Source organism: Halosimplex halophilum (assembly GCF_004698125.1).
Classification (GTDB): domain Archaea; phylum Halobacteriota; class Halobacteria; order Halobacteriales; family Haloarculaceae; genus Halosimplex; species Halosimplex halophilum.
This window is the reverse complement of the sequence record NZ_ML214297.1, coordinates 784,513-807,669: the sequence shown is the minus strand read 5'-3', so window position 1 is coordinate 807,669 and position 23,157 is coordinate 784,513. Positions and strand designations below refer to the sequence as shown.

Genomic DNA, 23,157 nt, shown 5'->3' with positions numbered 1-23,157 from the left:
ACCGGTCAGCCGAGGAAGTACCGCACGAGCGCGTCGTGGCCCGGTGCGACCTCCTCGGGAACCCCGTCGAACCAGTCGAGGTTGGGGTTCGAGGCGATGGGACCGGCGCCGGGGCCGCCGGGCGGCCCGCTGGGGCCGCCCGCTGGCGGGCCCTGACCCTCCGGAGCCTCCTCGCCGTCCGGGGCTTTCTTCCCGTCGGGACCGACGCCCGGCGGCGGGCCGCCGGGGCCCATGCCGCCCGGGCCGCCCATCGCGGGGATCAGCGAGCCGGTGAACGCGACCGTGTAGCCGACGACGCTCTCGGACCCGCCCTCGGCGCGCGTCTCCGTGCGGATGACCAGTTCGGGCTGTTCGATCTGGACGGGGAAACTGAGCGCGTCCTCGCTCCAGCGGTCGGCGGCGACCGCCCAGTCCTCGTCGGCGCCGACCGGGCCGTTGGGGAGCGTCCACCCGTCGACCCACTCGGAGTCGACCAGCAACAGCCGCTCGCGGTCGTCGGTGACCGCGACGACGACGAGGCCGCTCTGGTTCTCCGCGCCCTCGACGGCCTGCTCGAACTCCTCGGCGTCGACGACCTGCTCCTGCTCGCGGAAGTCGACCCCCGGCTCGTCCCGGAGCGACTCCGGATCCCTGACGTTGACCATGCGGCTACTCGGGCGGCTCCGGTTGTAAAGACTGGCGCCATCCCGTCACATCTCGACGACCTCGAAGTCGTACCCCACCCGCTCGCGGGCGGTCTCGATCCCCGCGACCGCCCGTCGGAACTCGTCGCCGTCGGCGAACGACAGCCGCCGGGGCGGGTCCGCCGAGCCGCCGAGGCGGTCGACCGCCCACGCGAACGCCCGCAACACGCCGCGGAGCACCCGGCTGGGCTCGCGTTCGACGCGCTCGCCGACGGGTTCCCAGTCGACGACGAGTTCTCGGCGGTCGCGGTCGACGGCGACGCGGCGCACGTGCTCCAGCGAGACGCCCGATCCGGTCTCGAACCGGATCGCCCGGTGGTTGACCTCGCCGTCGTCGCCCCAGGTGGCGACCGGGCCCGTCGGGACGACGGCACAGGGCAGGTCGGCGAGGCGCTCGCGCGCCCGGTCGGTGAACGCAGGCAGTTCCGCCGCGTCGAGTTCGAACCGCGAGTGGTGCGGGACCGAGCGATAGACCGGCCGCCCGTCGCGGTGAACCGCGACTCGCTGTACGTCCCAGCGGCGCCAGTGCGCTTCGCCGAGCGGGCCGTCGGCCTCGGGGTCCGCGACCGTCAGGGCGCGTACCAGCGCGTCGGCCTCGTCCGGAAGTGTCGCTCGCCAGGTCGGGCCGCCGAACGTGGCGTCCGCCCGGTCGAGGTCTGCCCCGTCGTCTACCCGGTCGCGGTCCGCGTCGTCGTCCACCCGGTCGAGTCGCCCGTCGAGTATCCGCTGGGTGTGGGGGCTCCGGTCGCCCACGTCGTCGGTCGCCATCGTCAGGAACGCCCGATCGCCGAGCTCACAGGCGACGGCGACCAGGCGCGTGTCGGCCGCGACCTCGTCGGCGAGGTCGCCCGTGGAGACGATCTCGTGGGTCGGTTCCCAGTCGGTCCCCTCCCCCGTCCGCTCGCCGGTCGTCATCGCCGGGGCGTACCGGCGGCGGGCCGAAGTGTCTTCGGGCGGTGTGCGGGCGCGTCACGGGATTCGGTCGGGCCGGCCACCGAAACGTTCTCGTCGGGGGCGCTCGCGCTCCCTGGCATGCGAACCATCGACGAAGTCCACGTCGTGCCGCTGGGGTACGAGCACGACCGGATCCTCCGGCCGCTCCGCAAACACGACGCGGACGTGGTCTACCTGCTCGCGGCCGACGGCGAACACACCCCGCTGACCCCCTACCAGGAGGCGCTCGTGGAGGAGCTGGAGAGCGACGGGCGGACCATCCGCTTCCGGGAGACGGCCCTTTCGGACCTGTACGACGTGCTCGCGGTCGTGACGACCGTCGCCGCCGACCACGAGCAGGACGTGGTGCGCGTCAACGTCTCCAGCGGCGGGAAACTCGCCGCCATCGGGAGCGCCATCGCCTGCATGGCCACCGACGCCACCGCCTACTACGTCCGCGCCGAGGAGCACGTCCCCGACCTGGAGGAGAACCCCCGCACCCGCGGCATGCGCGACGACGAGGTGCTCCCCTCCTACCCCATCGAGGCCGTCTCCCGCGACCAGGTCGCCATGCTCGCCTTCCTGGAGGAGACCAACACCGACACCTACACCGCCAAGAAGTCCGACCTCATCGAACACGCCGAGGCGGAGGAACTGTCCTTCATCGCCGACGCCGACCCCGCCAACGACAAGGCGAAGTTCGCGCTGCTCAACGCCAACGTCATCGACCCGCTCGTCGACGACGGCTACATCGAGGTCGAGCGCGTCGGCCGCCAGAAACAGATCCGCCTCACCGAGACCGGCCAGAACGTCCTCCACGCCTTCCGGCACAAGCTCTGATTCGGACGGTCCCGTTCGGTCGCACCGTATCGACGCTCGATAGAGTAACTGGGGTATAGCGAGTAACGATAGTATGAGTAGTATCGATACAATAGACGGTACCGAGATAGAAACTACAAACCCGTTCCGTCTACCTGCAAGTGCGCGCAGTTCGGTGGGTGCGACGGACCCCGCGTCGCCCTGTCAGGTCCCCACCCGCTGGCGCTTCGGCCCGACGCCGCCCCCGACTGCGCCGCTGTCGCATCGCCCGCCAACCGATCCACCTGTGCCTCTGACACGGGGCGACCGCCTCCGGTCGCCCCACTCCTGCTTCGACCGATTTCACCGACTGGCGACCGACCGGTACCCTTTTTCGGCCGCTCGGAACAAGCACGGTTCGCATGACCGACGGCGAGCGGACCCCGACGGGCACGCCGGTCCAGTGGCTCGGCGGCCTCTGGACGGTCGGCGTCGCGCTGGTCGCGCTCGCGTCGTCAAATCGCGGTGCGACGGCGACGGTGGTCTGGTGGGGAGTGTTTCCGGCCGCGTGGCTGCTCGGTCGGCGGCTCCGGCTCGCGCCGGGCCGCCGCCGCGCTCTGCTGACGGCCTGGACGCTCCTCGGATGCGCGCTGCTCTGTCTCGGTACGTGGCTGGCGTGGCCCTGGTACGGTCCGTTGCACACCGGGATGCGCGTCCCGCTGGAAGCGTCACCCCTCGCCGCGCGAGGGTATCAGCCCGCCGACCTCCCGATCCTGTCGCTCGCCGTCGGTGGAACTGTCGGCTCCCTTCGCTACCGGGAGGGGCCGACAGGCGCCCTGGTCCCCCTCGCTATCGGTCTGGTCTCGTTTCTGTCGTCGATCGGCGTCGCCTGGGTAGTGGGCGGCGGCCTGTGGGTCTTCAGCTGGGGCTACAACGTCACCCTCGGCGGGTCGATCGGGCTCGTCTACGCGGGGCTGTTCGGACTCGCGTCCTCCGAGTAGGTCGCCCGACGGGTGTCGCGACTGGTCGACGCGTCCGAGCGGAGAAACCGCGGAGAAGCGGCTACAGCTCGACGCGCTCGCCGGACTCGGCGGCCTCGTAGATGGCGTCGATAGCGCGCTGGTCGACGAGCCCGTGCTCGCCGTCGCCGAGGATAGGAGTGCCCGTCAGAATGTGGTCGCCGAAGTAGCCCAGCGAGCGGCGGGTCTCCTCGATGCCGTCGAACTCGGTGGTGATCGTCGTCTCGCCGCGGGTGATCGTCAGCTCGCGGTCGCCCGAGAGGAAGGCGTCTTCGAGCAGGAGTTCGCCCTCGGTGCCGATGACCCGGAGGTTGCTCGTCTCCTGGGTGTTCTGGCTGGCCGTGCAGGCGGCGACGACGCCGTCGGGGAACTCGACGGTGAAGGCGGCCCGCTCGTCGGGCACCTCGTCGAACGCCTCGTGGCCCGACCAGTCCGTCGCGGTGACGGCGACGGGGTCCTCGTCGATGACGAACCGGGTCGTGTTGACGGAGTAGATGCCCAGGTCCGTGACCGAGGCGCCCGGCCCGGCCATGTCGGGGTTGAGCCGCCACTGGTCGTAGTTGTCGTTGATCTCCAGCAGGGGCTGGGACATGTTCCCGTGGACCATCGCCACGTCGCCGATGAAGCCCGCGTCGACGAGCTTGCGCATCATCCGGACGGCGGGCTGGACGTGCATCCGGTACTCGACGCCGAGCGTCACGTCCTCGGCGGCCTCAACCAGCTGCTCGGCGCGCTCGGTGTTGGCCTCCAGGGGCTTCTCGCAGAGGATGTCCTTGCCGAACTCGGCGGCCGCCTCGACGTAGGGCAGGTGCAGGGCGTTGGGCGTCGCGATGTAGACGGCGTCGTAGGCGTCGGTCGCCTCGCCGTCGGTGAACTCGTCGTAGGTGAGTCCGTGCTCGATGGTCTCGTGGTCCTCGGCGACGCCCTCGGCCTTCTCGGTCGTCGAGGAGACGACGACCGTCGTCTCCAGGTGGTCGAGCTCCTCGGTGGCGGGGATGGCGAACTCCATCGTCCACCAGCCGAGCCCGACCATCGCGAACCGCACTTTCCCGTCGTCGGCCTGGGGCCAGTCGCGCTCCGTGAAGTCGTCGAGGTACTCCTGTAGTTCCATGGACGAGTGCGCGCACGCGACCGGCATAAGTGATGCGAAGGCGGCCGAGACCGGCCGCGTGAGCCGTTCGGTTCGGTAATTCCGGACGGCCGAACGAGTCGTTCGACGCGGTCAGTCCCGCCACTCCAGGGCGGTGGCCGCCCAGGTGTAGCCGGTGCCCGCGGCGAGAAAGAGAACCGTGTCGCCGGCCGAGAGCCACCCGCGCGACCGGGCCTCGGCGGTCACCAGCGCCTGGTCGACGCTCTGGACGTGCCCGTAGTCGTCGAGGTAGTACTGTTCGCGCTCGCCGAGGCCGAGCTCGTCGCAGAGGTGGGCGTGGAACGACCGCTTCATGTGGGTGATCGCCGCGAAATCCAGGTCCGAGCGGTCGAGCCCGGACCGGTCGAGCGCCGTGTCGGCCACGTCGAGGAAGTTCGCGAGGCTCACCTCGGCCAGCCGCTCTTTCATCGTCTCGTGGTCGGGGACCCGCAGCGAGTGCATCCCGGCGTCGACGGTGTCGTGGGAGGGCGGGTGGCGGGTCCCGCCGGCGGGCATCACCACGTCCCGCGAGAAGCTGCCGTCGGTCAGGGCGGCGCTCTCGCGGACGGTCGCGAGCGCCCGGTCGGGCGCGTCGCGTTCGAGCACCATCGCCGAGGCGCCGCTGCCGAAGTTGAACGTGAAGGAGGTGTCGGGGTCGCCGTAGTCGACCAGGTCCTCCTCCCGGCTGGCCGCGACCAGCAGCACCCGGTCGACGGAATCGGCCGCGAGTTGCGATTTCGTCTCCCGGACGGCGACCGGCGCGCCGGCGCAGAGGGCGTAGCTCTCGGCGGCGTAGGCGTCGGTCGCGCCGATCCGCTCGGCCACGTCGGCGGCGAGGCTCCAGACGACGTAGTCTTTGAACTCGCTGCCGTGGTAGCGGACGGCGTCGAGTTCCGCGGGGTCGCAGTCGGCGTCGGCCAGCGCCTCCTCCGCGGCCGCGACGCAGAGGTCGCTGGGCTGCTCGTCACCGTTCCGGCAGACGTGCTTGCGACGGACGCCCATCTTCTCGACGACCACCTCGCGGGGGATCCCCGACCGCTCGGCGATGTCGGCGCCGCCGACGGTCTCGTCGGGCAGCGCCGTCCCGATCCCGGTGAGGTGGACCGTCATCGCTCACCTCCGGCGGTCGGGGCCAGTCGCGCCGCGCGACTGTCCTGACTCATCGCTCGCCCCACAGTTTCGCGGGCAGTCGCTCGGCGACGGGGCCGCCGAGGTAGCTCCGCAGCGTTCCCACGAGCCCGCTGGGGACGTAGAGGACGAACAGGACGAACACGATCCCGACGTAGAGGGCGGCGTGGCCGTTCAGCGCCGCGCCGATGAACCCCTCGACGGTGAGCCCGCCGAGCAGTTCCGCCGAGAGGACGCCCTCGGGTAGCGTCTCCCGGAGGAACGGGAGCAGGCCGCCGCCCTGGCCCGTGTTCGAGAGGAACTCGCGGATCGAGTGGTCGAACAGGTGGCCGTACAGCGGCCCGGCGAGCGTGCCGAACCCGCCGATGATGCTCGCCAGCAGCGCGTCGCCGGTCGTCAGGAAGTAGAACGTGCTCTCCGGCGTGACCGACCGGGCGAACCCGGCGTACAGCGCCCCCGCGACGCCGCCGAAGAAGCCGCTGATGACGAACGCCCCGAGCTTGTAGCGGAACGTGTCGTAGCCGATCGCCCTCGCGCGCTCCTCGTTCTCGCGGATGGCGATCATCACGCGCCCGAACGGGGAGTGGACGATCCGCTGCATCGCGAAGTAGGAGACCAGCGCGACCAGCCCGACCATGTAGAACGAGACGGTGTAGGTGCCGAGTTCGTGGCCCAAAAGCGTCACCGTGTCGCCGGAGAACGTGCCGATGGCGAGGTTCAACTGGTCGACGAATGGGATCCCGATCTCGAAGCCCTCGGGGTGGGTCGAGCCGACGGCGGGGCCGTCGCGCGGGTTGCTCGCCACGTAGTCCCAGCCGCGGACGAACACGTACAGCACCTGCGCGAACCCGAGCGTGATCATCGCGAAGTAGACGCCGGAGAGCCGGAAGGAGACCAGCCCGATGGCGACCGCCAGCAGGCCGGCGAGGACGGCCGCGACCAGCAGGGAGACCATGAACGGCGTCCCCGCGGGCAGCAGCGGGACCTTGCCGTTGGCGATCAGGATGACGGCGTAGGCACCGGTACCGTAGAAGGCCGCGTGGCCGAAGGAGAGGTAGCCGGTGTAGCCGCTGATGAAGTCGAACGACATGGCAAAGAGCGCGAAGTAGAGGACGGCGACCATGGAGTCGACCCGCGGCAGGACGGCGACGGCGAAGCTGTGGATGGCCGAGCGGAAGACGGGGAACGGGAAGGTCGTCAGCAGGTGGTAGATCCCGGGGTAGGCGACGAGGGCGAGGATGACAGCGAGGTGGACCTGCTGGCTGCGGAGGTGTTCGACGGGCCAGGCGAACTCGCGGTCGCCGACCCAGCGGGTGACGGAGCTAATGGCCGCCCACCTCCTCGACGCCGAACAGCCCCTGCGGTTTGACGATCAGCATCCCGACGAGGATGAGGAAGACGGTGATCTCGGGCAGCCAGGTCCAGGTGACGGCGACGTTCTGGAACCACCAGGTCGTCGTCGCGTCGGCCATTCCGACGACGACGGCCCCGGCGACGGTCCCGCGGAAGGTGCCCAGGCCGCCGATGATGACGACGACGAACGCCGGCAGCAGCGTCTCGGCCGCCAGCGGGACGTTGGCGCCCCAGACCGGGTCCCACATCAGCAGCGCGCCGGCGGCGCCGGCCACCCCGGCGCCGAGCGCGAAGACGACGGTGAACACGCGGCGCACGTCGATCCCCAGCGCCTCGGCCATCTCGGCGTCCTCGCTGCCCGCGCGGATGTACAGTCCGTAGCGGGTCCGCGTGAGGAAGGCCCAGATGCCCACCACGGTCGCCGCGCCGAGCGCGATCTCGAAGAGTGCGAGGCCGCGAACGGACAGCGGCCCGAGCGAGTGCTCGGCCGAGAGCATCGCCGGCCGCGTGCCGAGGGCGGCGCGCCACTCCGAGATGGGCTGGAGCCCGTAGAACAGGACGACGATCCGGACGATCTCCTCCAGCACGAGCGTCAGCCCGAAGGTCAGGAGGATCTGGTAGATCGGCGGCCGGTCGTACAGCTGGCGGATCAGTCCGACCTCCATGACCCCGCCCAGCAGCGCGAGCGCGGCGAAGACGGCGACGAGCGCGACGAAAAACAGCGCCAGTCGCGTCCACGCGCCCGTGGCGCTGCCGACGAGCGTGACCATGACGAGGCCGGCGAGGTAGGCGCCGATCATCGTCAGCGAGCCGTGCGCGAAGTTGAGCACGCCCATCAGCCCGAAGATGAGCGTCAGCCCGCTGGCGATCATCACGTAGATGGCCGACTTCGCCAGCCCCTCGACGACCACGCTCGCGAGCGTGTCCGGCCCGAGGAACTGCCGGAGGCCCTCGCCGAAGCCCATCTGGAGCGGCGCCGTCGAGAGCGTGCGGAGGGCCGAAGCGACGGCGGGATCGGCGAGGGACGGCGCGATTCCGGGGTTCGCGGCGGCCGGAAGGAGTGCGCCCCCGGTCATGCCGAGAGGTACCTCCTGAGCCGTTCGTCGTCGGCGGACACGTCGGCGGTGTCGCCGTCGTCGACGACCCGCCCCTTGTCGAGGACGTAGAAGCGGTCGGCGAGATCGAGCGCCAGCGGGAGGTTCTGCTCGACGAGCAGGAGGGTGGTCTCGGTCGCCGCGTCGGCCAGCGCCTCGGCCACGTCGGCGACGATCTGCGGCGCCAGCCCCTCGCTGGGCTCGTCGACCAGCAGGAGGTCGTTGTCGCCGACGAGCCCGCGGGCGAGCGCGAGCATCTGCTGCTGGCCGCCCGACAGCGTCCCCGCCTCCTGGTCTCGGCGCGCTTCGAGGATCGGGAACGTGTCGTAGACCCGCGCGACCCGTTCGCCAGCGTCGGCGCCGTCCGGCACCGCGACGCGGACGTTCTCGGCGACGGTGAGCTGCGAGAAGACCCGCCGGTCCTCGGGGATCCAGCCGACGCCGCGCTCGGCGACCTCGTGGGTTTCGAGGCCGACAAGTTCCTCGCCGCGGTACTCGACGGTTCCCTCGCGGGGCGGGGTCAGCTGGAGCACCGACCGCAGCGTCGTCGTCTTGCCGACGCCGTTGCGCCCGACCAGCGCGACCACCTCGCCCTCCTCGACCGAGAGCGTGACGCCCTCCAGCACGTGACTCTCGCCGTAGTACGTCTCCACGCCGGCGAGTTCGAGGAGCGTCACGCGAACCACCGCCCGAGCGGTCGGGGCACGCTCACGCGACTCCCTCCGTGTCGTCGGGGTCGGTCGAGGTCCCGTCCTCGCGGCGGTCGAGGTCGCCCGGTTCGTAGCCGCCGAGGTACGCCTCCTGGACGGCGGGGTCCTCCCGGACCGCCTCGGGTTCGCCGTCGGCGATGACCGCGCCCTGGTTGAGGACGACCACGCGGTCGGAGACCTCCATGACGATGTCCATGTTGTGCTCGACCAGCAGGACGGCGTGGTCCGCGGCCACGTCCTCGATGAGCGCGACGATGTCGTCGACGCTCTCGGAGGAGACCCCGGCGTTCGGTTCGTCCAGCAGGAGCACGTCGGGGTCGCCCGCCAGCGCGACGGCGACCTCCAGCTGGCGGCTCGCGCCGTGGCTGAGGTTCTCCGCCAGGTCGTCGGCCCGGTCCGCCAGTCCCACCCGGTCGAGGATCCCGCGGGCCTCCGCGACGTACTCGTCGTAGGCGTCGACGTTCCGCCAGAAGGTCGCGGCGTCGTCGCCGGCCGCCTGCGCGGCGATCCGGACGTTCTCCAGCACCGACAGCGTCGGGAAGACGTTCGTGATCTGGTACGAGCGGTGGACCCCCATCGCCGCCGTCTCGTCGGGCGAGGCGTCGGTCACGTCGACCCACTCGCCGACAGCGCCGCCGGCTGCGGCGCTCCCGCCGGCGTCGCCATCATCTGCGCCGACGCTCCCGCCGCGGCGCAGCTCTATCGTTCCGCGGGTGGGTTCGAGCGCGCCGGTCAGCAGGTCGAAGAACGTCGTCTTGCCGGCGCCGTTGGGGCCGATGAGCGAGCACAGCTCGTCGCCCAGCTCGAAGTCCACGTCGTCGACGGCGGTGAGGCCGCCGAACTCCTTCGTGAGGCCGTTCGTCCGCAGCATACTCACAGCGAGCAGTTCATGTCCGAGCTGTCGGCCGGGATAGTGGCGTTCTCGCCGGAGATGCGGGCCTGCGGCTCGCCGGGCATGATCGAGGCGTCCCAGCTGTCGGCCCACTCGTCGCTCGTCGGGACCGGGCTCGCGACCGTCATCTCCGAGCGGGCCTGGTTGTTGTACTCCTGGAAGGTGTAGCCGTCCTCGCCCTTCGGCGTGTCGGCGACGGTCATGCCCTTCAGCGCGCCCGCGATGTCGGCGCCCTCCGTCGAGCCCGAGGTCTGGACGGCCTGGTGGATGGCCGAGGCGGCCGTGAACGTCCCCGAGGTGAACAGATCGGGGACGACGCCGTAGGTGCTCGTGTAGCTGTCGACGAAGGCGTCGTTGATCTCGTTGTCGTACTGGTTCCAGTGGTACCGCGTCGTGAACGGGCCGAGTTGCGAGCCCTCGATCTTCTCCCGAGTCAGCGGCGACCCGAGGACCGACTCCATCGTGTTGCCGACGACCTGGTTGGTGATCTGGGTCGCGAACCCGCCGAACGCCCGGTAGGAGTAGTCCCCGGAGAGGAACGAGCTGAACAGGTTCGGGAGCGTCGTGACGGTGAACCCGCCGACGATGCCCTCGGCGCCGGCCTCCTCTGCGTTGTCGAGCAGGCCGTCCCACTCGGCGTAGCCCCGCTCGACGAAGCGCTTGTCGATGATCTCGACGCCGTTGTCCCGCAGGACGGTCTCGTAGTTGTTGACGACGGCGCGGCCGAAGCTGTAGTCGGCGCCGAACAGGTACACCCGCGACACGTCCGTCTCGTTGGCGACGTAGCGCCCGCCCGAGCGGGCGTCCATCGCCGTGTTCTCGCTCGCCCTGAAGACCAGGTCGCTGCAGTAGTCGCCGTTCGACGTGATCGCCGCCGAGGCGGCCGGCCCGGCCACGTAGGGCACCTGCGCCTGCGTGACGACCTGGCCGATGACCCGCTCGGCCGCCGACGATGACGAACAGCCGAACAGCATGTCGACGCCGTCGTCGCGGACCAGCGACGTGGCCGCCGACTGGGCCGGGTCCGCCGCGAACTCCGTGTCCCGGACCAGCAGCCGGTAGTCCACGTCGCCCACCGTCACGGTCGTCTCGCCGGTGCCGACCTGCCCGGCCGGGTCCGCGCCGGCCTTGTAGGCCAGCCCGGAGAGGAACCCCCACAGGCCCTGCTGGCCGTAGTACGCCAGGTTCCCCGACATCGGCTGGAGGACGCCGATGGTCACCTCGCCCGATACGCTGCTCGCCGTGCCCGTCGCCGTTCCGTTCATGCCTGAGTCGGTCGCCGTGTCGCCGCCGTCTCCGCCGTCGCCACCAGCCCCGTCGCCGTTCCCGTTTCCGTCGCCGCCGGTGTCGCCGTCCCCGGCGTCGTCGGTCGGCGTGCCGCCGCCGTCGGAACAGCCGGCCAGCGCCGCGGCGCCGGCGACACCCAGCGACTTCAGCGCCCGTCTCCGCGTGATATGCTCTCGCATGATAGTTTGTGATACTCCCCTCACGGCCATATCCGTCCGGGTTCACATGTTAACGAGCGGGTTCGGGCGAAACGGGGGTTCCGGGCGATAGAACGGTGTCTCACCCGACCGCGAAAACCGGCGCGTCAGTCCGTCTCGTCGAGGTCGTCGAGCGCGTCGACGACCCGTTCGATCATCTTGCGCTGGCCCCTGCGGAGGTTCTTGGAGACGGCGGGCTTGGACACGTCGAACTCGTCGGCCAGCGTCCCGAGGGTGGCGTCGCGGGGCGACTCGAAGTAGCCCGAGGAGACGGCCGTCTCCAGGGTCTCCCGCTCGGTCTCGGACAGCTCCTCGCAGCCCTGGACGAGCGTCATCGCGGCGCCGGCGTTCTGGACCAGCTGCTGGAGGTCCGGCAGCGTCGTGTCCGACCGCTCGACCACGTCGAACTCGTTGTCCCGTTCGAGCTCGGCGAGCGTGTCGTCGGCCTGGCGCGCGCGGTCGAAGCCGACGTGCCACACCTCGCTGCCGTCCTCGATGTAGAACGGCCCGGTGATGTAGCCGTCGTTGTCCCGGATGGTCTCCATCGCCGCCGTCTCGTCGATGACCGTCCTGATGTGGGCCACGTCCTCGCGCCGGCTCAACAGCGCGTAGTCGTGCATGTTGCCGTGCTCGCGGAGCGCGTCGAGCCCGTCGGTGAGCTGGCCGCGGTCGCCCCCCTCGACGACCATCCGCGTCTCCAGCGCCCGCCGGGACTGGTCGAACTCCCAGTGGACCGCCGAGAACGCGACCCCGTGGTCCGCCGTCGTGTCGATGAACGGGCAGTCGTACTGCTCCATGTCCATCGAGATGTCGATCACGTGCGGAACACCCCTTTCCTCGAACCGACTTCCCTCACGAACATAAATGATTCTACCCTCGAAGGCATCGATCGGGGTAGCCGAACCCTACCCGGCGGCCGCGGACCGCGAACCGGGGCGCGGTCCGACGCGGAACGGCCGCTACTCGCCGAACTCGTCGGCGACGGCCTCGCGGTCGATCTTGTCGGGGCCGCTCGTGGGGAGTTCGTCGACGAACGCGAGGTGGCGGGGATGTTTGAACCGGGCCAGCCGGCCGTCGAGGAACGCCCGGAGGTCGTCGAGGGTCAGTTCTCGGTCGCCGTCCGCGGGTTCGATGACGGCCTTCCCGACCTGGCCCCACTGCTCGTCGGGGACCGGGATCACGACGGCGTCGGCGACGGCCGGGTGGTCGACGACGGCGTCCTCGACCTCGGCGGGGTAGACGTTCTCGCCGCCGCTGACGAACATGTTCTTCTTGCGGCCCTCGATGGAGACGTAGCCCTCGTCGTCGACGCGGGCCAGGTCGCCGGTCGACACCCACTCGCCGAAGGTCTCGGCGCTCTCCTCCGGCGACGACCAGTACCCGTCCGCCGCGTGGGGAGACCGCAGCTGGAGTTCGCCGATCTCGCCGGCGGGGAGTTCCTCGCCGCCGTCGTCGACGACGCGCGCGTCGACGTGTATGTTCGCCACGCCGACGGTGTGGGCCTTCTCCCGGGGCCAGTCGTCGGGCATCGCGAAGTTGTTGGGACCGCACTCCGTCAGCCCGTACCCCTGCGAGAGGTCGACGCCGCGGTCCCACCACGCCTCCATGACCGACTCGCGGCAGGGACCGCCCCCGGACTTGACGAACCGCAGCGAGGACAGATCCGTCTCCGCCCAGCGGTCGTGTTCGGTCATCATCCGCAGCACGGCGGGGACCGCGACGAGGACGGTAGCCGACCGCTCCTCGACGATCCCGAGGATCTGGCCGGGGTCGAACTCGCGGTCGATGACGACCGCCCCGCCCATGTGGAACAGGGGGAGCGTCAGGACGTTCCACCCGCCGGTGTGGAACATCGGGAACACCATCGGCGTCACGTCGTCGTCCCGCAGCCCCCACGCGGTGATCGTGTTCACCGAGTTCCAGACGAGTGCCTCATGGGAGATCACCGTCTCCTTGGGCGTTCCCGTCGACCCGCCAGTGTGGAGGAACAGGTGCGGGTCGCCGGCGTCGACCGCGGGGCCGTCGAACGCCGAGTCGTCGGCGGGCAGGACGGACTCGTAGGACTCCCAGGTGGCTTCGTCGTCGACTGCCAGGGACAGGACCGGCCCGCCGGCGTCCCAGGCCCCGTTCTCGGCCGCGTCGGCGACGAGGTCGGCGAACGGTTCCTCGACGACGACGAGTTCGGGGTCGACGGTCGCCAGGAGGTCGGCGAGTTCCGGCGCGGCCAGCCGGTGGGACAGCGGGGCGAGGACGCCGCCGGTCTTGCCCGTCGCGAAGAAGAGATCGACGTACGCCGGGCGGTTGCGGGAGACGACCGCGACGCGACCGCCCGCGTCGGCGGGCGCGTCGCTCGACGCCGCCGTGACGCCGTGGTCGGCCAGGAGTCGCGCGCAGCGGTTGGCCCGGCTGTCGAGGTCGGCGTAGGTGTACTCGGTCCCGGTCGCGGCGTCGACGAGCCCGACCCTGTCGGGCGAGAGCGCGGCGCGCTTCTCGCTCCAGGCGCCGACCCACTCAGACATCCGCCACGAACTCCCGGAGTTCGTCGGTCACGCGCTCGTCGCGCTCGACGAAAAAGAGGTGCGACCCGCCCTCGACCTCGACGAGTTCCGCGTCGGGGATCCGTTCCGCCAGGAGGCGGCCGTTCTCCGGCGGGAGCACGCGGTCGGCGGTGCCGTGGAGGACGAGCGTCGGCACGTCGATCGCCGCCAGTTCGTCGCTCGCGTCGAAACCGACCGCGGCCGCGCTCTGCCACTCGTAGGCGTCCTCCGACGGGTCGGTCTCCAGCCGCCAGTCGACGATCTGTTCGACCACGTCCCCGTTCTCCGCCCAGAACTCGTCGGTGAACGCCGGTTGCATCTTGTGGCGGATCCGCTCGGCGGGGCCGTACTCCTCGGGGACCGAGAGCATCCGCGCCTGCGTCTCCTCGGGGATGGGGACGGACTCCTCGCCGCCGTGAGTCGTGCAGAGGAGCGCGAGCGACTCGGCGCGGTCGTAGTCGAGCGCGTAGCGCTGGGCGATCATCCCGCCGAGGCTGGCGCCGACCAGGTGGGTCCGCTCGATCCCCGCGTCGTCGAGGACCGCCTCCAGGTCGGCGGCCATCTCCGCGGCGGTGTACGGTCCCTCCGGCGCGTCGGAGTCGCCGGTCCCCCGGTTGTCCATGACGACCGTGCGGTAGTCGTCGAGCCCCTCGCGCTGCCGGTTCCACATCCAGGTCCCGTAGGCCAGCCCCTCGAGGAAGGTCACCGTCTCGGCGTCGGCAGGCCCCGCCACGTCGTAGGCGATCCGGGTCCCGTCGTTGGTCGCGTACGCCATGGCGGGGTCATCGAACCCCTCGTCCTTCAACCCGGACGTTCACGTGTGAACCCCGCGACAGCTCCCCGAACGCCGATAGACCGAAATAGCTGGATTCAAACGCCGCTGGCGACGTATCTCGGCGCTCGATCGCCACGCAACGGTGTTTTCGTCAGAGCCGAACTCGATCTGTTCCAGTTCCCGACCGGATCGCCCCGGTGGGCCGGGTTCGGGAGGGGAAAGCCCGGTTTCCCATACACGATCCTGACGGATTCGGAATTCCGCTAGAGTTTTACGAGTGGCCCTGAGACGGACTGTTATGGAATTACATGCCAGAGAGGTCAACCGGGACGTGCGGGAGCTGGGCGAGCTGCTCGGGGAGATAATCCGGGAGCAGCGGTCCGACTCCGCGTTCGAGATAGTCGAACGTATCCGGACGGCGGCGGTCGACTACCGCCGGGGCGACGCCGAGGACCGCGCGGCGATCCACGAGACGCTGGACGGGCTCTCGCCGGAGGAGAGCGACGTGGTCGCGCGGGCGTTCACGACCTACTTCGAGCTGATCAACCTCGCCGAGGAGCGCCAGCGCGTCCGTGAGATCCGCGAGGGGAGCCACGAGGGGACGCTGGAGGACAGCGTCCGGGCCGCCGTCGAGGAACTCGCCGAGCGGGACCTCGACGCCGAGACCGTCGAGCGGGTGCTCGACGACGTGCTCATCCAGCCGACGTTCACCGCCCACCCGACCGAGGCCCGCCGGAAGACCGTCAAGGCGAAGCTCCGGTCGGTCGCGAACGACCTCGAACGGCTCGACGAGGTGCGGCTGACCCGCGACGAGCAGGCCGCGGTGGAGCGGGACCTGGAGGCCGAGGTGACGAGCCTCTGGCAGACCGCGCAGGTCCGCGAGCGCCGCCCGGACGTGACCGACGAGGCGCTGAACGTCCAGTGGTACCTGGAGAACGTCCTCTTCGAGGTCATCAGCGAGGTCTACGACGCCCTGGAGCGGGCCGTCGACGACGAGTTCGACGGCGAGGTCGACGTGCCGAAGCTCTACGAGTTCCGCTCGTGGGCCGGGTCGGACCGCGACGGCAACCCGTTCGTCACGCCCGAGGTGACCGAGGAGACGCTCGACCGCCAGCAGTCGGTCGCGGTCCCGCTGTACCGCGACCGGCTGAAGACGCTGTCGGGCGTCCTCAGCCAGGACGCGGCGGGGATCGACACCGGCGACCGCCTCGACGAGCGGCTGGCCGACAACCGCGAGCGGCTGCCCGCCGTGGCCGAGGCGGCCCGGGAGCGCTACCCCGACGAGCCCTACCGGCAGCTGCTGAAGCTGATGCGCGAGCGCGTCCTCCGCGTCGACGACGTGCGCCCCGGCGGCTACGGCGACGAGAGCGCGTTCCTCGACGACATCGCGGCCATCGCCGAGAGCCTGCGGGCCAACGGCGGCGAGGCCATCGCCGAGGCCCACGTCGACCCCCTCTACCGGACGGTCGACACGTTCGGGTTCAACCTCGCCAGCCTCGACCTGCGCGACCACCGCGCGAAACACACGAACGCGATCGCCGAGGCCGTCGACCGCGACGGGATCGACTACGAGTCGATGGACGAGGACGAGCGCGTCGACTTCCTCACCGAGGCCATCCTGCAGGACCAGCCCGTGGTCGACCTCGAAGACCGGGAGGGCCTGTCCGACGAGGCCGCCCGCGTCCTCCGGCGCTTCGAGAAGACCGCCGAGTGGCAGGACGACTACGGCGTCGACGCCATCGACACCTACTGCATCAGCTGGTGCGAGGAGCCCTCGCACGTCCTCGAAGTGCTCTTCCTCGCCGACCAGGCCGGCGTCGTCGACCTGCCGGGCTACTGCGGGCTGGACGTGGTGCCGCTCCTGGAGTCGAAGTACGCGCTCGACGGCGCCCGCCGCATCATGGGCACGCTGTTCGAGAACGAGGCCTACCAGCAGGCGCTGGAGGCCCGCGGCGGCGTCCAGGAGATCATGCTCGGCTACTCCGACTCGAACAAGGAGAACGGGTTCCTCGCCGCGAACTGGAGCCTCTTCCGCAACCAGCGCCGGCTGGCCGCGATCACCGACGACTACGACGTGGAGATGCGGCTGTTCCACGGCCGCGGGGGTTCCATCTCGCGGGGCGGCGGTCCGATGAACGACGCGATGCTCGCCCTGCCCAACGAGACGGTCTCGGGGCAGATCAAGTTCACCGAGCAGGGCGAGACCATCTCCGAGAAGTACGCCAACCCGAAAATCGCCGAGCGCAACCTCGAACAGATGCTCGACGCCCAGATCCGCGCCCGGCACAACGCGATGGAGCAACCCGTCGAGGACGTGCCCGAGGAGTGGGCCGAGGCCATGGAGACGGCCGCCGAGGCCGCCCGCGAGGAGTACGTCGACCTGCTCGAATCCGACGGGTTCGTCGACTTCTTCGAGACGGCCACCCCGATCACCGTCATCGAGGACCTCAACATGGGGTCGCGGCCGGCCTCCCGCTCGGAGGACCGCAGCGTCGACGACCTGCGGGCGATCCCGTGGGTGTTCTCCTGGACCCAGGCCCGCTGTATCCTGCCGGGCTGGTACTCGCTGGCGACCGGGATCCAGGCCTACCTCGATTCGGGCGGCGACGTCGAGACGCTGCGGGAGATGTACGACGAGTGGCTGTTCTTCCAGACGACGCTTGACAACGCGGCGCTCGCGCTCGCCCGCTCGGAGATGGAGATCGCCGAGCGCTACGCCGACCTGGCGCCCGACGACCTCCGCGAGGCGTTCTTCCCGCGCATCCGCGAGGAGTACGAGGCCGCGGTCGAGCTGGTGAAGACGATCACCGACCGCGACAGCCTCCTGCGGCGGGAGTGGCTGGCCGAGAACCTCGCCCGGCGCAACCCCTACGTCGACCCCCTCAACCTCCTGCAGGTGCGCCTGCTCGACCAGTCGCACCTCACCGAGGCCGAGGAGCGGACCCTGCGGCTCACGGTGCAGGGCATCGCCGCCGGGATGAAGAACACCGGGTAGGACCCCCTTACTCGCCGTTCGCCGGTTCCTCCGCGGATGAACCGACGAAAGGCGCTTGCGTCGGCGCCGCGAACCGCCGCGCATGACACTCGACACTGTGCTCGTCGCCGTCGGCCCGGGTGACGAGGCGCGTACCGACCCGGTCGTGACCGCCGTGAGCGACGTGGCGGGGCCGGCCGACGCCGGGGTCGTCCTCGGACACGTGTTCTCCCGCGAGCGATTCGCCGAGGCGGGCGACCGCCTGGGCTTCGGTGACGACGCGGAACCCGACGCGGTCGCCGCCCGGCAGACGACCGTCCAGGCGTTCCGGGACCGCCTCTCCGAGGCCGGGCTCGACGTGTCCGTCCGCGGCCGGGTCGGCGACGTGGGCGAGGGCGTCGTCGCGCTCGCGGAGGAGACCGGTGCGGACCTCGTCTTCGTCGGCGGCCGCAAGCGCCGTCCCTCCGGGAAAGCGGTGTTCGGCTCGACCGCCCAGACCGTCCTGCTGGAAGCGCCCTGTCCGGTTACCTTCGTCCGGAGCGGGTGAGTTTCGGAGACCGCCGTCAGTCACCGCCCGTCCCGCCGCCGTCGCGCCCGCCGAGTCGTATCACCCAGGCGAGCGCGGCCAGCGCGGGCAGTCCGTAGAGGACCGCGTGGACGACCGGCTCGGCGCCGGCGAAGCCGGCCGCGACGGTGACGGTGAGCACGGCGAGCAGGAAGTTCGTCCCCGTCCGGCTCGCGTAGACGGGAACCGACCGGTCGGACGGCGTGCGCTCCGGCATGTTCGCGAGAGACACGTCGGCCGACAAGAAAGTGGCGAGAGCGCCGCCCTCACTCCACCAGCGCGGCTTCCAGCAGTTCCAGCGGGTGGCGGACCTCGTAGCCGGTGCCGTGCTCCATCTGCATCGCGCAGGTGGGACACTCCGTCATGCCCGTCTCGCCTTCGGCCGACTCCATGTGCTCGAACATCTCCTCGCCGATCTCCATCGAGTAGTCGTACTTCTCCTCCTTCCAGCCGTAGGTGCCCGAGATGCCCGAGCAGGAGTCGCCCACGTCCTCGATGTCGACGCCGTCCAGCTCCCGGAACAGTTCGACGGCCTGGCGGTCGAGCCCCTGGTTGCGGGCGTGACACGGCGCGTGGTAGGCGAACTCCTCGGCGAGTTCGCCGTCCACGTCGGCCTCGGCGACGGCGCCCGCCAGGTCCTCGTGGATCCGCAGGTACTCGACGGCCTCGTAGGTGTGCGCGGCGACCTCGGCGGTCCCCTCGAAGTCGAACAGCTCCGGGTACTCCTGGCGGAGGCTCATCGAGCAGGAGGTACAGGAACAGACGGCGTCGTAGCCCTCCTCGACCAGCGCCGACAGCGACGCGACGTTGGTCTCCGCGTCGCGGCAGGCGTCGTCTAACATCCCGTTGGCGAACATCGGCGTGCCCGAACACCCCTGCTCGGGGACGGCGACCTGGTAGCCGAAGTGCTCGAACAGCCGGACGAGCGCCTTCGCCACCTCGGGGGTGTTGTACTCGGCGTAGCAGCCGTGGAAGTACGCGACCCGCTTGTCGGCGGACTGGACCTGCGCGCCGCCGCGGGCCTGCCACCAGTCGGTGAACGTCTCCGTCGCGAACTCCGGGAAGTCGCGCTCGCTGGTGACGCCGAGCGTCTTCTCCATGGCCCAGCGGGCCGGCCCGAAGTTCATCGCGAACGACGCGAGCCGGGGGACCTTGCTCGCGAGGGCGGCCGACGTGCGGTAGTTGGCGAGGATCCGGTTGCGCCAGTACTCCACGGAGAGCTTGCTCATCTGCTCGTCGACGTAGCGGCCCCGCGTCGTGTTGTGCATCTGGCTGAGCGGGACGCCGGAGGGGCAGGCGTCGTCGCAGCGCATGCAGTTCGAACACGACATGACCGACTCGTCGACCTCGTAGTCCTCGTCGGTCTGGGTGAGCCGCCACTGCTCGGGGCCCTGGAACTTCGGCCCGGGGAAGTCGTCGTCGACCTCGGCGACCGGGCAACTGGTGTCGCAGGACGAGCACTTGTAACAGGAGTCGGCGCCCGGCCGCAGGTCGAACTCCTCGGCCTCGCCGAAGACCTGTGTCGGCTCGTGGTTCTCGTCGGGGTTCGGTGCCGCCGGTTCGAAGTCGCTGGTGTGGTCCGTGTCGCTCATAGGTCCCGTCGTGTCGCTCGCGCCGCCGCTCGCCGCGCCGCCGTCCGGGACGCGCGGCGGTCCCGAATCGGAGTCGTCTCCCGCGCTGTCGTCCGTCTCGTCCGCTACACCGCCGGTATCGTCCACGCCGTCCGTCTCGTCTACGCCGTCGGCCTCATCCACGCCGTCCGTCCGGTCCCTGCGATCCGGTCCGTCGGCCGCCCGCTCGTCGCTCATCGGACCGCCTCCGCTGCGGCCGCGCCGGCCGCGTGTCCGGTCGCGATGGAGACGCCGCTGCCGGACTTCTCCGCCGCGAAGTCGTAGCCGCCCAGCACCGAGCCGGCGGCCCGGAGGTTCCCGAACTCGGGGTCGCCGTCGGCGTCGAGCGGCCGCAGGTCGCCGTCGGTCGGGACGCCGAAGCGGGCGAACGGGTGGTCGCCGAAGGCGTCCGTGTCGAACCACTCGTAGCGGTCGGCCGCGTGTGGGACGTGGCAGTCGAAGACCGGCTCCTCGACCCCCTCGCGGTCCGATCCCACCCCCTTCCCGACCAGCCCGCCCGTCGCGAGGACGAACTGGTCGGCGGCGAACGGGATCTTCGCCCCGTTGCGGTCGATCGAGACCGACGCGACCCGCCCGGCGGCGTCGGCCCCGCCGTCGGGCTCGTAGTCGACGACGGGGTTGCCCGTCTCCATGCTGACGCCGGCGGCGTCCAGCGCCGCGTAGAGGTCGTCTTCGAGTCTGAGCCCCGGCAGCGAGGGCGGCCCCATCGGCACCTCGAAGACGGGGACCCCCAGCGCCGATTCGAGGGACTCGCGGACGGCCCCGGGGTCGTCGTCGCCCAGCACCGCGGGGAAGCCGACGCGCTCGGCGCCGCCGAGGTGGGTTTCGACCGCGGCCGCGAGCGCGTCGCGGGCGCGCCGCTGCCCGCCAGACCGGGTCTCGACCGGCGCGTCCTCGTCGAGCAGTTTCGCGTAGCGGGTCACCTTCGCGTCGGCGGCCAGATCGCCGGGGAAGGCCACCGTCGCGCCCTCCACCTCGAACGGGACGCCCGCGTTTTCGAGGTGGACGGCCGCGTGTGGTGCGTCGAAGTCGACCAGCCGTTCGAAGCCGACCAGCAGGGCGTCGCGGTCGTCGCTGGCGACGCCGGCGGCGGCCCCGGCTGGGTATCGCGCCGTCGGTTTGACCGTCCCGCCGTGCGTGGGGAGCAGGGCGTTGCGGTCGGTGTGGGCGCCGCGATAGCGGTCGGCCACCTCGTCGAAGACCGCCATCGCCTCGCGGACGCCGTCGACGCCGACCGCCCGGTAGGGGTGGTCGTCCGGGAGGTCGGGGATCGCCGCGTAGGGGTCGACGACGGGGCCGCCGTCCCCGTCGCTCGCGGCCCCGTCCGGCGGGTACCCCAGCACGTCGACGAGACCGGAGGCCTGCGCGAGCGTGCTCTGTTTGTAGGAGAGCAACCGCACGTCCGCGCCTCCGCGGGCGGCCGCGAGGGCGGCGAACCCGCCGGCGAGCCCGCCGCCGACCACGACGACCTCCGACTCAATCGCCATCGCGCCCTCCGTCGGTCGCGACGCCGGTGTCATCCGCGCTCCCGCCACTGTGGCCGTCAACCGCGTCGCTCGGCCCGTCGTCGAACGCCGCGAAGTCGACGGGCTCGTCGGCGTCGGCGGGGTCGCGGTCGCGGTTCTGCGTGGTCGCGTGCAGCGCGTAGTTGAGCATCGCCTGGGAGAGCTGCTGGCCCCACAGGGCGTGCCGCTGCCCCTTCCAGCGCTCCTGCAGGAGCTCGTCCCAGGCCTCGCGCACGGTGGGTTCGTCGTAGCTGTCCTCCAGTTCGCCGGCGAGCCGGTGGGCACAGAAGCCGCCCTGGCAGTTGCCCATTGTGGCCCGCGTCCGGATGCGGACGGCGTTCAGGTCCGAGCCCGAGCCCTCGATGGCGTCCTGGACCTCCGCGCGCGTGACGCCCTCGCAGTTGCAGACGACCGGGTTCGGCCCGTCGGTGTCGAGCACCGCCTCGGCCCGCGAGCCCAGCCGCTCGACGCTGCGGCGGCCGATCGGCGACTGGAGGCCGAACTCGTCCATGTAATCGCGGAGCACGTCGAAGTCCTCGCTGCCCGGGAGGGGCACGTCGGCGGTGCGGCAGGCCGCTTCGACGCCGAAACGGTCGCAGACGTGGTCCGCAATTTGCTCGGCCATCATCCGGTAGGTGGTGAACTTGCCGCCGACGATGCTGGTCATGCCGGGCAGGTCGTCGCGGTCGTCGTGGTCGAGCAGGAAGAAGTCCCGCGTGATGTCGGTGGGGTCCTCGCTGCCCACGTCCGGCGGCTCGTACAGCGGGCGGACGCCCCAAAAGGAGCGGATGGTCCGGGCCTCTTCGAGCATGGGGATCAGCTCCGAGAGGGTGTCGATCATCATGTCGACCTCCCACTGCTCCTCCGGGTAGTCCTCGGGGTCGTCGACTTCCTCGTCGGTCGTCCCGAGGATGGCCGTCGTCTCGTGGGGGACGACGATGTCGGCGTCGCCCTTGGGACGACAGCGATTGATCACGGTGTCGACCTGCCGGACGTTCATGATCGTCATCACGCCCTTGGAGGGGCGGACCTCGATGTCGACGCCGGCCATGTCGCCGATCTGCCCGGCCCAGGCGCCGGTGGCGTTGACGACGTGGTCGGCGCGGATCTCCTCGCGGCCGCCCTCGGTGCCGTGGACGCGCAGGCCCGGGCCGGAGGCGTGTTCGACCTCGACGCCGACGACCTCGCCGTCCTCGACGAGCAGGTCCGTCACCTCCGAGTGGGTCTCGACGCGCGCGCCGTGTTCGACGGCGCTGGCCGCGTTGGCGACGACGAGTCGGAACGGGTCGACGGCGCCGTCGGGGACGTGGATCGCCCTGTCGATGTCCTCGGCGAGGTGGGGTTCCATCGCGCGGGCCTCCCGTCCGGAGAGCACCTCGGCCGGGATCCCGCAGGCCTCGCAGCCCGCGAGCTTCTCCCGGAAGTACGCCTCGGAGTCCTCGGGGCGCTTGACGAACAGGCCGCCGGTCTCCTCGACGCAGTGGGCGGCGATGTCCCGGAGGACGCGGTTCTCCTCGATACACTCGCGGGCGCTGGACTGGTCGGACACCGCGTAGCGCCCCCCGCTGTGGAGCAGCCCGTGCATCCGCCCGGTCGTCCCGTGCGTGAGGTTGCCCTGCTCGACGAGCGTCACGTCGAACCCGCGCATCGCGAGGTCGCGCGCGACCCCGCTGCCCGTCGAACCGCCCCCGAGGACCGCGATGTGGGGTGTCGATGCCATCTCTCCGGACCTTCGGCGCCCACTCACTTTACTTCACCGGCGAACCGATACCCTCGATAAATAAAATGGTTTTACCATGCTGCTGGCGCGTCGGCCCCACCGATCCGACTCCGGGAATCCGCCCGAACGGGCGCAGTACTCGGCGGAAAGCCGCCCAAACTGTCCGTAGACGGTCCGTACCGCTCGATAGAACGGGGACACCTCCCTGGCCCGCGGCCGTCGGCCCG

Annotated in this window: 20 protein-coding genes; 4 read left to right on the top strand and 16 right to left on the bottom strand. The window is 70.8% G+C overall.

All coding sequences use genetic code 11. The features are described 5' to 3' along the window. Nucleotides 1-5: 5 nt before the first annotated feature. Nucleotides 6-644 (bottom strand): hypothetical protein, encoded by a 639-nt coding sequence (locus E3328_RS03950; RefSeq protein ID WP_135363316.1) that lies wholly within the window; start codon nucleotides 642-644, stop codon nucleotides 6-8. Nucleotides 645-689: 45 nt separating this feature from the next. Continuing rightward, on the bottom strand, nucleotides 690-1,598 hold the full coding sequence (locus tag E3328_RS03945; RefSeq protein WP_135363315.1) for a hypothetical protein: 909 nt from the start codon (nucleotides 1,596-1,598) through the stop codon (nucleotides 690-692). A 117-nt stretch (nucleotides 1,599-1,715) separates the two neighbouring features. On the opposite strand from E3328_RS03945, the gene E3328_RS03940 reads away from it, so the two are divergent. Both E3328_RS03940 and E3328_RS03935 read left to right on the top strand, forming a co-directional pair. Then, nucleotides 1,716-2,456, top strand: a complete 741-nt coding sequence (locus tag E3328_RS03940) for an HFX_2341 family transcriptional regulator domain-containing protein (RefSeq protein WP_135363314.1) — start codon at nucleotides 1,716-1,718, stop codon at nucleotides 2,454-2,456. 380 nt (nucleotides 2,457-2,836) lie between these two features. Further along, entirely contained in the window at nucleotides 2,837-3,415 is a 579-nt protein-coding gene (locus E3328_RS03935; RefSeq protein ID WP_135363313.1) for a hypothetical protein, read from the top strand. Nucleotides 3,416-3,476: 61 nt separating this feature from the next. Here E3328_RS03935 and gfo6 read toward each other — a convergent pair whose 3' ends face one another. The 10 genes from gfo6 to E3328_RS03885 all read right to left on the bottom strand — a co-directional run bounded on the left by gfo6 (nucleotide 3,477) and on the right by E3328_RS03885 (nucleotide 14,535). After that, nucleotides 3,477-4,544 carry a D-xylose 1-dehydrogenase Gfo6 gene (gene gfo6 / locus E3328_RS03930; RefSeq protein ID WP_167837291.1) on the bottom strand — a complete coding sequence of 356 codons (1,068 nt, stop codon included), beginning with the start codon at nucleotides 4,542-4,544 and terminating at the stop codon, nucleotides 3,477-3,479. Between the two features lie 111 nt (nucleotides 4,545-4,655). After that, complete coding sequence (locus E3328_RS03925; RefSeq protein ID WP_135363311.1) at nucleotides 4,656-5,672, bottom strand: 3-oxoacyl-ACP synthase; 1,017 nt, start codon at nucleotides 5,670-5,672, stop codon at nucleotides 4,656-4,658. A 49-nt stretch (nucleotides 5,673-5,721) separates the two neighbouring features. Beyond that, nucleotides 5,722-6,813 carry a branched-chain amino acid ABC transporter permease gene (locus tag E3328_RS03920; RefSeq protein WP_246022876.1) on the bottom strand — a complete coding sequence of 364 codons (1,092 nt, stop codon included), beginning with the start codon at nucleotides 6,811-6,813 and terminating at the stop codon, nucleotides 5,722-5,724. A gap of 199 nt (nucleotides 6,814-7,012) precedes the next feature. Then, on the bottom strand, nucleotides 7,013-8,008 hold the full coding sequence (locus E3328_RS03915) for a branched-chain amino acid ABC transporter permease (protein WP_135364664.1): 996 nt from the start codon (nucleotides 8,006-8,008) through the stop codon (nucleotides 7,013-7,015). 107 nt (nucleotides 8,009-8,115) lie between these two features. After that, nucleotides 8,116-8,814: an ABC transporter ATP-binding protein gene (locus E3328_RS03910; RefSeq protein WP_135363309.1), complete on the bottom strand. Its 699-nt coding sequence runs from the start codon at nucleotides 8,812-8,814 to the stop codon at nucleotides 8,116-8,118. A 31-nt stretch (nucleotides 8,815-8,845) separates the two neighbouring features. Further along, nucleotides 8,846-9,718, bottom strand: coding sequence for an ABC transporter ATP-binding protein (locus E3328_RS03905; RefSeq protein WP_135364663.1), 873 nt, complete (start codon nucleotides 9,716-9,718; stop codon nucleotides 8,846-8,848). Between the two features lie 2 nt (nucleotides 9,719-9,720). Then, nucleotides 9,721-11,205, bottom strand: a complete 1,485-nt coding sequence (locus tag E3328_RS03900) for an ABC transporter substrate-binding protein (RefSeq protein ID WP_135363308.1) — start codon at nucleotides 11,203-11,205, stop codon at nucleotides 9,721-9,723. Nucleotides 11,206-11,330: 125 nt separating this feature from the next. Beyond that, nucleotides 11,331-12,041, bottom strand: coding sequence for a helix-turn-helix domain-containing protein (locus tag E3328_RS03895; RefSeq protein WP_135363307.1), 711 nt, complete (start codon nucleotides 12,039-12,041; stop codon nucleotides 11,331-11,333). Nucleotides 12,042-12,182: 141 nt separating this feature from the next. After that, on the bottom strand, nucleotides 12,183-13,742 hold the full coding sequence (locus tag E3328_RS03890; protein WP_135363306.1) for an AMP-binding protein: 1,560 nt from the start codon (nucleotides 13,740-13,742) through the stop codon (nucleotides 12,183-12,185). Then, a complete protein-coding gene (locus E3328_RS03885; RefSeq protein WP_135363305.1) occupies nucleotides 13,735-14,535 on the bottom strand; it encodes an alpha/beta fold hydrolase in 801 nt (266 codons plus the stop codon). Before E3328_RS03885 ends, E3328_RS03890 begins: the two co-directional genes overlap by 8 nt. A gap of 298 nt (nucleotides 14,536-14,833) precedes the next feature. On the opposite strand from E3328_RS03885, the gene ppc reads away from it, so the two are divergent. Both ppc and E3328_RS03875 read left to right on the top strand, forming a co-directional pair. Then, entirely contained in the window at nucleotides 14,834-17,530 is a 2,697-nt protein-coding gene (ppc, locus tag E3328_RS03880; RefSeq protein WP_135363304.1) for a phosphoenolpyruvate carboxylase, read from the top strand. Nucleotides 17,531-17,612: 82 nt separating this feature from the next. Further along, a complete protein-coding gene (locus tag E3328_RS03875; protein WP_135363303.1) occupies nucleotides 17,613-18,056 on the top strand; it encodes a universal stress protein in 444 nt (147 codons plus the stop codon). Between the two features lie 16 nt (nucleotides 18,057-18,072). Here the strand turns inward: E3328_RS03875 and E3328_RS03870 are convergent, their stop codons facing one another. The 4 genes from E3328_RS03870 to glpA form a co-directional block, all read right to left on the bottom strand. Continuing rightward, nucleotides 18,073-18,291, bottom strand: a complete 219-nt coding sequence (locus E3328_RS03870; RefSeq protein ID WP_135363302.1) for a hypothetical protein — start codon at nucleotides 18,289-18,291, stop codon at nucleotides 18,073-18,075. A 49-nt stretch (nucleotides 18,292-18,340) separates the two neighbouring features. Beyond that, nucleotides 18,341-19,666, bottom strand: a complete 1,326-nt coding sequence (locus tag E3328_RS03865; RefSeq protein ID WP_135364662.1) for an anaerobic glycerol-3-phosphate dehydrogenase subunit C — start codon at nucleotides 19,664-19,666, stop codon at nucleotides 18,341-18,343. A gap of 212 nt (nucleotides 19,667-19,878) precedes the next feature. Then, a complete protein-coding gene (glpB, locus tag E3328_RS03855; RefSeq protein ID WP_135363301.1) occupies nucleotides 19,879-21,192 on the bottom strand; it encodes a glycerol-3-phosphate dehydrogenase subunit GlpB in 1,314 nt (437 codons plus the stop codon). Beyond that, nucleotides 21,182-22,930, bottom strand: a complete 1,749-nt coding sequence (gene glpA, locus E3328_RS03850; protein WP_135363300.1) for an anaerobic glycerol-3-phosphate dehydrogenase subunit GlpA — start codon at nucleotides 22,928-22,930, stop codon at nucleotides 21,182-21,184. The genes glpB and glpA overlap by 11 nt, the downstream gene beginning before the upstream one ends. Nucleotides 22,931-23,157: the final 227 nt, after the last annotated feature.